The sequence below is a fragment of the Stenotrophomonas sp. AS012628 genome (assembly GCF_010608305.1).
Classification (GTDB): domain Bacteria; phylum Pseudomonadota; class Gammaproteobacteria; order Xanthomonadales; family Xanthomonadaceae; genus Stenotrophomonas; species Stenotrophomonas geniculata.
In genome coordinates this window covers 1-12706 of the sequence record NZ_VMBJ01000025.1, presented here as the reverse complement: position 1 = coordinate 12706, position 12706 = coordinate 1, and the positions used below count along the sequence as shown (strand labels likewise).

The window sequence follows — 12706 nt, the reverse complement described above, 5'->3', positions numbered from 1 at the left end:
GGTCGATACCGGTCAATTTGCGGTGTGGTCAGCTTGAATTCAAGCGCCAACCTGACCGACGATTCAGCCTGCATGACCGCCAATGTTCCCTGCGGCCGCTTCGCGCCCTCGCCGACCGGCCTGCTCCACCCCGGATCCCTGCTCGCCGCCTTCGGCAGCTGGCTGCTCGCGCGCCATCACGGCGGCCTGTGGCGGCTGCGCATCGAAGACGTCGACCCGCCGCGCACCGTGCCCGGTGCCGCCGAGTCACAACTGCAGGCACTGGCGGCGTTCGGGCTGGTCCACGATGGCCCGATCTTCTGGCAGAGCGCGCGCGGCGAGGCCTACCAGGCTGCGCTGGACGTACTGCTCGCCAGCGACCAGGCCTTTGTCTGCCACTGCAGCCGCGGCGACCTGGCCGCCAGCGGCGGCATCCACCATCACTGCGTCGCCCGGCAACCGCGACCGGACCCCGCCGTCCGTTTCCGCGTGCCACGGGGCAGCATCGTGCACTTCGATGATGGCCTGCGCGGCCCGCAGCAGCAGGACGTGCATGCCGAGGTCGGCGACTTCGTGCTGCGCCGCGCCGATGGCTGCTGGGCGTACCAGCTGGCGGTGGTGGTCGATGACGCCGCGCAGGGGGTGACCGAAGTGGTGCGCGGTGCCGACCTGCTCGACTCCACGGCACGGCAGATCCTGCTGCAGCAGGCCTTGGGGCTGGCGGTACCGCGCTACTGGCACCTGCCGCTGCTGCTCGATGCGCCGGGCCACAAGCTGTCCAAGTCGCTGGCGGCGCTGCCGGTGGACAGTTCGCGCCCGCTGCCCGTGCTGCGCCAGCTCTGGCAACTGCTCGGCCAGGCACCTGAAGCGCTGGAACCTGCGCACGATCTGGACACGCTGCTGGCGGCCGCTCGGAATGCCTTCGACCCAGCGCGGCTGCCACGTACCGACATCCTGCTGCCAGCCGGCGCACTTTCCGCGCCGATGTTGCAGAATCACCCTTCCCCCACCTGATACCCGGACAGCACTCCATGACATCTCGCGTCGCACTGGTCACCGGCGGAACCGGCGGCATCGGTACCGCCATCTGCCAACGCCTGGCCGACCAGGGCCACCGGGTCGCCACCAACTACCGCGACGAGGCCAAGGCCCGCGCCTGGCAGCAGGCGATGACCGAACGCGGCTACAGCGTGTCGATCTTCCCGGGCGATGTCTCCGATCCGGGCAGCGCCGAAGCGCTGGTGCGTGCGGTCGAAGCCGCGCTGGGCCCGGTCGAGATCCTGGTCAACAACGCCGGCATCACCCGCGATACCACGTTCCATCGCATGCGCGCGGACCAGTGGCACGATGTGATCAATACCAACCTCAATTCGGTGTTCAACGTCACCCGTCCGGTCATCGAGGGCATGCGCCGCCGCGGCTGGGGCCGGGTCATCCAGATCAGCTCGATCAACGGCCTGAAGGGCCAGTACGGCCAGGCCAACTACGCGGCGGCCAAGGCCGGCATGCACGGTTTCACCATCTCGCTGGCGCGCGAGAACGCCGGCTTCGGCATTACCGTCAACACCATTTCGCCCGGCTACGTGGCCACCGACATGGTGATGGCGGTTCCGGAGGAAGTGCGCGCCAAGATCATCGCCGATATCCCCACCGGACGCCTCGGCAAGCCGGAGGAAATCGCCTACGGCGTCTCGTTCCTGGTTGCCGACGAAGCCTCGTGGATCACCGGTAGCAACCTGGACATCAACGGCGGCCACCATATGGGTTGGTAAGCCGCGCAGGGGACCCTCGCGGCGATCGCCGCCGGCCCATGCCAAGAGTCATGCTGCGCAGCACGCAAACCCTTGTTGCGCAACATGATCGCCGCCGAAAGCCAAGCCTGGCGGGGGCTGAGGCGGTTGCAACGGCTGCTGCACTGCGCCATGCTGCGCGTCTACTGTGACGAGTACCGCTTCATGGCTGCGACCCGCATCATCAAGAAGTATCCGAACCGCCGTCTCTACGACACCGAGATCTCCAGCTACATCACCATCGAGGACGTGCGCCAGCTGATCCTGGACGGTGAAGACTTCGAAGTCCGCGACGCCAAGAGCGGCGACGACCTCACGCGATCAGTCCTGCTGCAGATCATCGCCGACCAGGAACAGGACGGCGAACCGATGCTGTCCACCCAGCTGCTGAGCCAGTTGATCCGCTTCTACGGCGACTCCCTGCAGGGCTTCATGGGCAATTACCTGGAGCGCAGCATGCAGGTCTTCCTCGACCAGCAGCAGCAGTTCCGCCAGCAGATGGGCAACCTGCTGGGGCAGACCCCATGGGCGATGATGAACCAGCTGACCGAGCGCAACCTGGAGCTGTGGCAGGAATTCCAGCGCAACATGGGCACGGGCTTCGGTGGCCCGCGCCCGGGCGGCACCGGAACGGGAACCGGGGCAGGTACCGGCAACAAGCCGAACGAACCGGGCGCCGGCACCGGCGGCAAGACCCGCCGCTGAGCTGCAGCAACGGTTGATGCGAAAACGGCGCGCCCCTGGCGCGCCGTTTTGTTTGAATCGCGTCGGCGATACATCAGCGTTTCGCCTTGCACCCCGTGCATACGCGCTCGACCTTGTAACCCTTCGCCTTCAGCTTCTCGACCACGCCGTCGTTGCCCAGCAGGTGCAGCGTGCCCACCACCACCAGCGTGCCGCCCTGCCCGGCCTGCAGGTACGGCAGCAGCTTCGGCACCCAGGCGTCATTGCGGCCGGTATTGATGCGCTGGTAAAGCTGTGGATACTGCTGGCGCATTTCCGCCGCCATCCTGGTCCACAACAGGCGCTCGTCACCCCGGCGCCAGGCATCATGCAGCTGGCGTGCCTGCTCGTCGGCCTTGCCAGCCTGGTCCAGCGCTTCGGCCAGCATCTGCCGCTGTTCCTGCAGCGTCATTCCGTCGAGCATGCCGATCTGGGTATCGATGTCTTCCAGTCCCGCGGTCTTGCGCCCGGTCTTCTGCGCACGCTCCATGAAGTGACGATCCAGGCCCAGTGCGGGGTCCAGGCCCAGCTTCTGCATCTGCCCGACCGAAATGCTCAGGCCGACAAACCACGGCTTCATGCCCTGCATCTGCGCCAGCGGCAGCTTGTTCTCGGTGGCGAACACCTGCAGCTTCTGCCAGGTCGCAGCATCCAGGTCACGCTTGAGCTCGCTGCCATCGGTGCGGACCGCTGCCTGCACCATGCGGCTGGCCAGCTGTGGCGACTGCATGTCTTCCGGCGACAGTTCGAACACGACCCGCTGCGAGGCCTCGAACGCCTGTTCGACATCGGGCGACAACGGGTAGTCCTGCGGCTTCAGCAGGTGGAAGGAACCGAGCAGGTAGAGGCGCGAGTCGCCCGGTCCAGTCACTTTCCACAGCAACGGCACCGGCGGCTTGGCCACCGCTGCGCCAGCGGTATCGGCTTGCGCGGTACGCGCTGCAACCAGCGGTGCCAGCGCACAGGCCGCCAGTACAACGGCGGTACGCAACAGGGATCTGATCGGCATATCAGCCTTCTCCTTCAGGCAGGTGGTAAGCCTTCTCGCCCGCTTCCACGCGCAGGTCCAGCCGGTTTTCCGGCGGCGCCAACGGGCAGGTCGCGTAGGCGGTGAACGCACACGGCGGGTTGTAGGCATGGTTGAAATCGATGCGTACCGTGCCATCGGCTGCCGGCGCATCGGTATCCAGGTAACGCCCGGCCGGATAGCTGCCGCGGCCACTGGTGCGGTCGGCAAAGATCAGGAACAGCGGTTGACCGGGCGCACCAATCGCCTCCAGCCGCCAACTGCGGCCATCACGCTGGAACTCGACCGCGCCTGCGTTGGGCATCTCGGTGGTCAGGCCAGTGATATCGACGATCGGCAGGGTTTTGCCCGGCGAGTGCGCGATGAAGCGCGCCTGCACCTGCCAGTCAGGACCACCCGGCCAGTACTCCAGTCCTGCAAAATCTCGGCGTGCCGGCGCATCGGCATGCTTGACCCGCAGCGCATCGCGCGGGCCGCGGCGGATGATGCTGAGCTGCCCCTTGCCACCATCGAAGGCCAGCAGCGTCGGCTGCGGATCCTTGTCGGTGTCGACACGGATGCGGCCGCGCACCGGCTGCCCGTCATGGCTGACGTCAACGCCGGCCTCAGGTGTGAACCACCATTGGCTGCCTTCGCGGCGCAGCAGGCCCAGCTTGTCCGGCCCAACCGCCAGGCGGATGCCATTGGTCGCGCCGCTGCCGACGAAGTGCGATTTGTTCTGCAGCCAGTGCAGGCCGACCAGCGCTGTCCAACCGTCCGGCCGGGTCAGATCCTGGTAGCGCGCTACCCGCCACTGCTGCTGCGTGGCCGCGTAGGCCGGATCTTCAGTGACCTTCGGCGCCGGCGGTGTCGCCGGGCTGCAGGCAACCAATACCAGAGCGGCCAGCAGGCCGCCCACTCCCCGATAACGCATCGATGCTCCCCTCAACGTCCGCGCAGGAACCAGCGGTCGATCTCCGCCAGCGAAAAACGGGCCCAGGTCGGTCGGCCGTGGTTGCACTGGCCAGACCGCTCGGTGATTTCCATGTCGCGCAGCAGCGCGTTCATCTCCGGCACGGTCAGGCGCCGGTTGGCGCGCACCGCACCATGGCAGGCCATGGTCGACAGCAGTTCATCGCGCGCACTGGCCACGCGCCGGCTCTGGCCGTGTTCGCGCAGGTCGGTCAGCACGTCGCGCAGCAGCCCTTCCGGTTCGGCATGCGCCAACAGCGCTGGAATGCTGCGCACATGCAGGGATCCGGGGCCGGCGCGGGTCACCTCGAAGCCGAGCGCCGCCAGTGTGTCGGCTTCGCTTTCGGCAGTGTCGGCCTCACGCTCGCCCACTGCCAGCGTGATCGGCACCAGCAGCGGCTGCGACTGCAGGCCGATACCGTCGTGCGCGTTCTTCAGGCGCTCGTAACCGATGCGCTCGTGCGCGGCATGCATATCGACCACGATCAAGCCTTCTGCATTCTCGGCCAGGATGTAGATGCCATGCAGCTGCGCGATCGCGTAGCCCAGCGGCGGCACGCCTGCGTCGGCACTGGTGACCGGCAGTCCGTTCTCGGTCGGCATTGGCGGCAGCGCAGCACCGCGCTCGGCGCCGGTTGGTGCGGCATACAGCGCGGCATAGGCAGCCGGAGCATCGGCCACCTGCAGCCCCAGCGGTTGCTGCGGGCGCCAGCCAGAGAATCCACCACCGCCGCCACTCGAACCGGCACCCGGTGCGGCACCGCGGACCAGACCGAAACCGGAGGCGCCCGCACTGGAGACCATCGATGCCGCACCTGCATCCGCCGGATGCGCGGAGCCGGCACCGATGTCCTGCGCCGACATGCCGGCACGGGTATCGGCCAGCGCATCCTTCAGCGTGCGGTAGACAAAATCATGCACCAGCCGCGAATCACGGAAACGCACCTCGTGCTTGGCCGGGTGCACGTTGACATCAACGCGGGTCGGGTCGAGCTCAAGGAACAGCACATAGGCCGGCTGGCGACCGTGGTACAGCACGTCGCCGTAAGCCATCTTCACCGCATGGGCGACGCTGCGGTCGCGCACCGAACGGCCGTTGACGTACAGGTACTGCTGGTCGGCGCTGGCGCGCGAATAATGCGGTTGCGCGATCCAGCCGTGCAGGCGCAGGCCGGCACCACTGTGGTCGACGCGCACGGCCTGGTTGGCGAAATCCTCGCCCAGCGTTTCAGCCAATCGCGCATCGGAATACAGATCGCCCGGCTTGTAGCGGCGCGAGGCCTTGCCGTTGTGCGACACGCGCAGCTCGACATCCGGCCGCGCCAGCGCCAGCGAACGCAGCCATTCTTCGATATGGCCCAGCTCGGTACGCTCGGCGCGCAGGAACTTGCGCCGCGCCGGTACGTTGTAGAACAGCTCGCGCACTTCTACCGTGGTGCCCGGCGCATGCGCGCGCGGGGTCACTTCGCCGATCTTGCCGCCTTCGATCTGCAGCGCCGAACCGTGTTCGTCATGTGCGCGACGCGAGGACAGGGTGAAACGGCTGACCGAGGCGATCGACGGCAGCGCTTCACCCCGGAAGCCGAGCGTGGCCACCGATTCGAGGTCGTCCAGATCGGCGATCTTGCTGGTGGCATGGCGCGATACCGCCAGCGGCAGCTGTTCCGGTGCGATGCCACTGCCGTTGTCGCGGATGCGGATCAGGCGTACACCGCCCTCTTCAAGATCGATATCAACGCGGCTGGCACCGGCGTCGATCGCGTTCTCGACCAGCTCCTTGACCACCGACGCGGGACGTTCGACCACTTCGCCGGCGGCGATCTGGTTGATCAGGATTTCCGGCAACGGCCGGATCGGACGCGGGCCGGGCGCGCTCATGGGAGAGGATGGGCAGCAGACTTCATGGGTCGATGATAGCGGAGCCGCCCGTTGTAGAGTCGACTGTCAGTCGACTGCTCCCCGCCGGGCGCAGAAAACCCCGCGCTCTACAGGAAGCGGGTTACTTGCTACCGCCCGCCATGGTCCCGGCGGCGTCGATTTCGGCCTGGGCGCGGGCCGCGTACAGCGTGCCCGGCGGTGGCTGCCGGCTGAAGAAGGTGTGCACGCCATCGAGCACGGCACCGGCGATCTTGCGCTGGTAGGCCGGATCGATCAGGCGGCGCTCTTCGTCCGGGTTGGAGATGAACGCGGTTTCCACCAGCATCGCCGGCATGTCCGAGGTGCGCAGCACGGCGAAGTTGGCGCGTTCGATGTTCGGCTTGTGGTTGTTGCCGATCCGCTTCAGGCCGCCCAGCACGTGGCCGGCGGCATCTTCGGACGCCTTCATGTAACCGCTCTGGGCCAGGTCCAGCAGCACGTTGGCGAGCGTGCCCTCGGTCTGCTGCAGGCGTACGCCCCCCACCAGATCCGCCGCGTTTTCCTTGTCCGCCAGCCAACGGGCACGCTGCGAAGAGGCGCCCTTGGTCGACAGCACGTACACCGACGAACCGGTGGCCGAACGGTTTTCGGCCGCGTCGGCATGGATCGAAATGAAGATGTCGGCCTTGTTCGCACGCGCCTTCTGCGCGCGCATCGGCAGCGGGATGAACACGTCGCTGTCGCGGGTCAGGTACGCCTTCAGGCCCGGCGTCGCATTGACCTGGCGGGCAAGCTCACGCGCCACCGCCAGGGTGACATCCTTTTCGCGCTTGCCGGTCGGGCCGATCGCGCCCGGATCCTGGCCGCCGTGACCCGGATCGATGGCCACCACCAGATGACGCATGCCAGCCTGCATGCGGATGCGCGACGCATCGCTGGGCATGGCCGGACGCGGCGGTTCCACTGGCGTCGGTGCCGGTGCAGGCACCGTAGCCGGCGGCGTGGTCACCACCGCTGCGGTGCGCTGTCCAGCCAGGATCGCGGCCGGCGACGAAGAAGGCGAGCTGCTGGCCACGGTACCGGCCGCCGCGACCTGGGCCGGTGCAGTGGACGGCGCCGGGGTGGGCGTGGCCGGCGCGGCGGCAGTGGCACTGGCCTGCTGGCGAACCTGGGCAGTCAGCAGCGCGGTGGCACGCGCAGCATCGGAACGCGACTGCGCGCTCTCCGTCGGCGTCGGCGTCGGCGTCGGTGCAGGCGTGTTGACCGGTGCCTGTGGCTGCACCGCCGGCGTCACTGCAGGACGGCTGGCGGCCACGGCCGGGCCATCGCCCGGCCATTCGATCACCAGCTTGGATTCATTGCCCTCGCGCTGCATCTGTGGGCGGAACGGCGCCACCGATTCAGCAAGGTCGAAAACGACACGGAAGGTGCCCGGCACCGGCTGTCCGGTACGCACCGCCGTAACCACGCCCTGCGCAGCCGGCATTTTCAGGTTGCGTATGGCGCTGGAGTCGGGGAAATCGACCACCAGGCGGTTCGGACCGGCCAGAGAAAGCGTCTTGTAGCCGCCACTGCCGACCAGCGAGATTTCGGCACGGGTGCCGGTAGCGCCGGTATTCAGCAGGACCTGGCGGACTTCACCGGCCCACGCACTGACGCTCGCCAGACCCAGTCCGACGGCGGCACAGATGGCGATGAGACGGTTCCCCGGGCGCATGGCTCAGGATTCAATCACCGCGCTGAACGGAATGCAACACCTTTTTCCTTAATAATCCGTAACCTGCCGGTCTTTGTTCTCGTCAGCCGACAGAAATGGCCTGCAAGTCACCCCCTTGGGGAAGCCGCTTCAGCCATTCATGTCCGACGTCGCTTACTCCAGTGAGACGCGCGCGACGCCCCTGCCCCTCGATCTCCAGCGCCACCACCAGGTCGGTCGGCGGTAGCGCGCCGGCGCCCCGTTCCGGCCATTCCACCAGCCACAGCACCGCGCTGCCCTCGTCCAGGCCGAGGAAATCCAGCTCACCGGCCTGGCCGATGCGGTACAGGTCCAAGTGCCACGCCTCACCGCCACTGGCCAGCGGATAGCGCTCGACCAGGGTGTAGGTGGGGCTGCGGATAGCGCCCTGCACGCCCAGCGCGCGCAGCAGTGCGCGGGCGGTGGTGGATTTGCCGGCGCCCAGGTCGCCGCGCAGTTCGACCAGCGCCTGCGGCGGCCGGGTGGCCGCCAGCCATTGCCCGAGCAGTTCAGTGGCATCGCTGTCGGCAAGGAAGAAATCGATCATCGAGAGAGTTCCGGGTTGGCCAGTCGCCGCAACGGCGACAGCAGATCAGTAGGAAGCAGGCCGCGCACGCCATCGGCGGCCGCGGCGTCGCCCGCGAGCGCATGCAGCAGTGCACCAGCGGCGGCAGCGTCGAAGGCGGCCAGCCCCTGCGCGCGCAGGCTGGCAATGATGCCGGTGAGCAGGTCGCCCATGCCTCCCACGGCCATGCCGGGATTGCCTGCACCGATCAGCCGTGGCGCCTGCCCGGGGGCCGTCACGATGCTGCCTGCGCCCTTCAGCACCACCACGGCGTGGAAGCGTTCGGCCAACGCCTGCGCACAGCGGTAGCGATCAGCCTGGATGTCAGCGGTACTGCAGCCGAGCAGGCGCGCGGCCTCGCCCGGATGTGGCGTAAGGATGGCGTCCGGTAGCGCGCGCGGATCCTGCGCCAGCAGGTTCAGCGCATCGGCGTCGACCACCAGCGGCTTGGCGCTGGCCAGCACCCGCGCAAACAGTGCACGCGCCCATTCGTCCTGGCCCAGACCGGGGCCAATCGCCACCACCCTGGCCTTGTCCAGCAGCGCCGGCAGCACATCGCCGTCTTCCAGCGCGTGGGTCATCGCCTCCGGCAGGCGCGCCAGCAACGGACCGACGTGATCGCGGCGGGTACCCAGGCTCAGCAATCCCGCGCCCGCACGCAAAGCGGCCTCGGCCGCCATGGCGATGGCGCCGCCGCTGCCATGGTTGCCGCCGACGCACAGCACGTGCCCGGATTCGCCCTTGTGGGTGTTGGCGCGGCGCGGCGGCAGCAGTGCCGGCAAGCAGGCCTGGGTCCAGTGCTCCGCGGCGGGTGACACGCCCTGCCGTGCGGCCGCGGGCAGCTGCAGCGGCGCCAGCGCCTTCTGGCCGCAATGATCCAGCGCGTCGCCGGTATACAGCCCGCGATGCGGCACGATGAACTGCAGGGTTAAAGCGGCCTTCACGGCCACGCCCGGTACGGCACCGCGATCGGCATCGACGCCACTGGGGACGTCCAGCGCCAATACCGGTACCGCCTGCGCGTTGAGCGCGACAATCAGCGCCTGCGCCACGCCTTCCGGCGCGCGATCGAAGCCCAGACCGAACAGGGCATCAACCCAGATATCGGCCTCGGGCAGCACGCCGTCGAAATCGGTGATGGTGCCGCCGCCGGACTTGAATTCCGATGCTGCACGCTGTGCCAGCACGGTTGACGGTGACTTCCCCGGCAAGGCGATCACCATCACCTCACGCCCGGCCTGCAGCGCGTGGCGGGCCAGCACATGGCCATCGCCACCGTTGTTGCCCGCTCCGACCACCACGCCGATCCGCCGCGCCTGCGGCCAGTGCTGCAGCAGGCACTGCCAGGCAGCCTGGCCGGCCTGCGCCATCAGGCCCCAGCCGCCCTCGGCAGCCAGTGCCGAGGCCTGCGCATCAAGCGCACGCGCGGCAGCAGAATCGAACAGATCGGCGAGGTTGGCCATGCAGGGATTTTATACTGGTGCACATGTCCCCTGCCCCCACCCCTGTCGATCCGGCCCAGGCCGTGCAGCGCATCCGCGAACTGGCCCGTGCGCATGGCTTCCAGCGCTGCGGCATCGCCGGCATCGAGCTGGGCGAGGATGAAGCGCACCTGGCCGACTGGCTGGGCCAGGGCCTGTACGGCACGATGGACTGGATGGCGCGCCACGGCACCCTGCGCGCGCGCCCGGCGGAGCTGCTGCCCGGCACCGTACGGGTGATCTCGGTAGGCATGGACTACAGCCACAAGGACGACACCGAAGCCTGGGCGACCCTGGCCGACCCGGGACGTGCCTACGTGGCCCGCTACGCGCTGGGCCGCGACTACCACAAGCTGATGCGCAACCGCCTGCAGAAGCTGGCCACGCAGATCAACGATGAAGTGGCACCGCTGGGGTACCGCGTGTTCGTCGATTCGGCCCCCGTGCTGGAACGCGCACTGGCGCGCAATGCCGGTCTCGGCTGGATCGGCAAGCACACCTGCCTGATCGACCGTCATGGCGGCTCATGGTTCTTCATCGGCGAGATCTACATCGATATCCCGCTGCCGATCGATGCTCCGGCCACTGCACATTGCGGTACCTGCACGCGCTGCATCGATGTCTGCCCGACCCAGGCCATCACCGGCCCGCAGCGCCTGGATGCGCGGCGCTGTATCTCCTACCTGACCATCGAGCACGACGGTGCCATCCCCGAAGACATGCGCCCGTTGATCGGTAACCGCATCTACGGCTGTGACGACTGCCAGCTGGTGTGCCCCTGGAACAAGTTCGCCAAGCGCACCGACGAAGCCGACTTCCGCGCACGCAACAACCTCGATACCGCGCGGCTGGACCAGCTGTTCGCCTGGGACGAAGCCGAGTTCCTGCGCCGCACCGAAGGCAGCCCGATCCGGCGCAGCGGCCATGAGCGCTGGCTGCGCAACATCGCCGTGGCGCTGGGCAATGCCCCCTCTTCGGTCGAAGCGCTCGCTGCACTGCAGACCCGCATCGACGATCCCTCGCCGCTGGTGCGTGAACACGTGCAGTGGGGACTGGGCCAGCACACGGCGCGCTGACGTGCGATCCTGAGCACCCGCTCCACCCGCAGCACGCCGTTCCCATGCAGCCACGCAACAACGACATCCTCACCCCCAGCCAGCTCAACACCCTGGCCCGCGACCTGCTGGAAGGCAGCTTCCCGGCGATCTGGGTCGAGGCCGAGCTGGGCAGCGTGGCCCGTCCTTCCTCCGGGCACCTGTATTTCACCCTGAAGGACGCACGCGCGCAGCTGCGCGCGGCGATGTTCCGGATGAAGGCGCAGTACCTGAAGTTCGTGCCGCGCGAAGGCATGCGCGTGCTGGTGCGTGGCAAGGTGACCCTGTATGACGCTCGTGGCGAGTACCAGATGGTGCTGGACCACATGGAGGAAGCCGGCGAAGGCGCATTGCGCCGCGCCTTCGAAGAGCTGAAGGCACGCCTGGAGGCCGAGGGCCTGTTCGACCCGGCGCGCAAGCGGCCGCTGCCCGCGCACGTGCAGCGCCTGGCAGTGATCACCTCGCCCACCGGCGCCGCCGTGCGCGACGTGCTGAGCGTGCTGGCCCGCCGCTTCCCGCTGCTGGAAGTGGACTTGCTGCCGACCCTGGTGCAGGGCAGCAGCGCCGCTGCACAGATCACCCGCCTGCTGCAGGCCGCCGATGCCAGTGGTCGCTACGACGTGATCCTGCTGACCCGCGGCGGCGGTTCACTGGAAGACCTGTGGGCCTTCAACGATGAAGCACTGGCCCGTGCGATCGCCGCCAGCCGCACCCCGGTGGTGTCGGCGGTGGGCCACGAAACCGACTTCAGCTTGAGCGACTTCGCCGCCGACCTGCGCGCGCCGACACCGTCGGTGGCCGCCGAACTGCTGGTGCCGGACCAGCGCGAACTGGCGCTGCGCCTGCGCCGCACGGCGGCACGCATGGTACAGCTGCAGCGGCACACGATGCAGCAGGCGATGCAGCGTGCCGACCGTGCGCTGCTGCGCCTCAACGCGCAGAGCCCGCAGGCCAGGCTGGATCTGCTGCGTCGCCGCCAGCTGGACCTGGGCCGGCGCCTGCATGCCGCGTTCAATCAGCAGCAGGAACGCCGTGCCGCACGCCTGCGCCATGCAGCGGCGGTGTTGCGCGGGCACCATCCGCAGCGCCAGCTCGACGCGATGCAGCGCCGCCTCGCCGCCCTGCGTGGGCGTCCGCAGGCTGCAATGCAGCGCCTGCTGGAACGCGATGCACTGCACCTGCGCGGGCTGGCGCGTTCGCTGGAAGCGGTCAGCCCGCTGGCGACCGTGGCTCGCGGCTACAGCATCCTCACCCGCAGCGACGACGGCACTCTGGTGCGGAAGGTCGATCAGGTGCAGCCTGGCGATGCGCTGCAGGCGCGCGTCGGCGACGGCGTGATCGACGTGCAGGTCAAGTAGAGGGTTGTTCGGCAGGGCTGCGCCCTGCACCTGCAGAGGCAAATGCAACAGCCGAAGCAACAGCGAAAGCGGCTCGGGATTGCTGATAGCTTGGCGGGATGGTGTGGCTGTGCAGGACACGCCGTAAACCCATCCCTGGGGGCTCG

General features: G+C 68.2%; 11 protein-coding genes. 5 read left to right on the top strand and 6 right to left on the bottom strand.

The features are described from left to right. Positions 1-72: 72 nt before the first annotated feature. The 3 genes from gluQRS (at position 73) to phaR (ending at position 2474) form a co-directional block, all read left to right on the top strand. Positions 73-993, top strand: coding sequence for a tRNA glutamyl-Q(34) synthetase GluQRS (gene gluQRS / locus G5A07_RS12420; protein WP_191863382.1), 921 nt, complete (start codon positions 73-75; stop codon positions 991-993). Between the two features lie 17 nt (positions 994-1010). Beyond that, positions 1011-1751 (top strand): acetoacetyl-CoA reductase, encoded by a 741-nt coding sequence (phbB, locus tag G5A07_RS12415; protein WP_010486596.1) that lies wholly within the window; start codon positions 1011-1013, stop codon positions 1749-1751. Between the two features lie 183 nt (positions 1752-1934). After that, positions 1935-2474 carry a polyhydroxyalkanoate synthesis repressor PhaR gene (gene phaR, locus G5A07_RS12410; RefSeq protein ID WP_010486594.1) on the top strand — a complete coding sequence of 180 codons (540 nt, stop codon included), beginning with the start codon at positions 1935-1937 and terminating at the stop codon, positions 2472-2474. Between the two features lie 73 nt (positions 2475-2547). Here the strand turns inward: phaR and G5A07_RS12405 are convergent, their stop codons facing one another. From G5A07_RS12405 to G5A07_RS12380, 6 genes are all read right to left on the bottom strand, one after another. Continuing rightward, positions 2548-3501, bottom strand: coding sequence for a TraB/GumN family protein (locus tag G5A07_RS12405; protein ID WP_057503866.1), 954 nt, complete (start codon positions 3499-3501; stop codon positions 2548-2550). A gap of 1 nt (position 3502) precedes the next feature. Continuing rightward, entirely contained in the window at positions 3503-4432 is a 930-nt protein-coding gene (locus G5A07_RS12400) for a DUF1684 domain-containing protein (RefSeq protein ID WP_043400900.1), read from the bottom strand. 11 nt (positions 4433-4443) lie between these two features. Then, entirely contained in the window at positions 4444-6348 is a 1905-nt protein-coding gene (mutL, locus tag G5A07_RS12395; RefSeq protein ID WP_191863381.1) for a DNA mismatch repair endonuclease MutL, read from the bottom strand. Positions 6349-6469: 121 nt separating this feature from the next. Next, the gene (locus G5A07_RS12390; RefSeq protein WP_171955218.1) at positions 6470-8044 is read right to left on the bottom strand and encodes an N-acetylmuramoyl-L-alanine amidase; all 1575 of its coding nucleotides are present in this window, start codon (positions 8042-8044) and stop codon (positions 6470-6472) included. 82 nt (positions 8045-8126) lie between these two features. Beyond that, positions 8127-8609 carry a tRNA (adenosine(37)-N6)-threonylcarbamoyltransferase complex ATPase subunit type 1 TsaE gene (gene tsaE, locus G5A07_RS12385; RefSeq protein WP_043400894.1) on the bottom strand — a complete coding sequence of 161 codons (483 nt, stop codon included), beginning with the start codon at positions 8607-8609 and terminating at the stop codon, positions 8127-8129. Next, complete coding sequence (locus G5A07_RS12380) at positions 8606-10090, bottom strand: NAD(P)H-hydrate dehydratase (RefSeq protein WP_191863380.1); 1485 nt, start codon at positions 10088-10090, stop codon at positions 8606-8608. The genes tsaE and G5A07_RS12380 overlap by 4 nt, the downstream gene beginning before the upstream one ends. A 23-nt stretch (positions 10091-10113) precedes the next feature. Here G5A07_RS12380 and queG point away from each other — a divergent pair, with 23 nt between their 5' ends. Next, positions 10114-11184, top strand: coding sequence for a tRNA epoxyqueuosine(34) reductase QueG (gene queG / locus G5A07_RS12375; protein WP_049454822.1), 1071 nt, complete (start codon positions 10114-10116; stop codon positions 11182-11184). Between the two features lie 44 nt (positions 11185-11228). After that, entirely contained in the window at positions 11229-12560 is a 1332-nt protein-coding gene (gene xseA / locus G5A07_RS12370; protein ID WP_057503873.1) for an exodeoxyribonuclease VII large subunit, read from the top strand. Positions 12561-12706 lie beyond the last annotated feature (146 nt).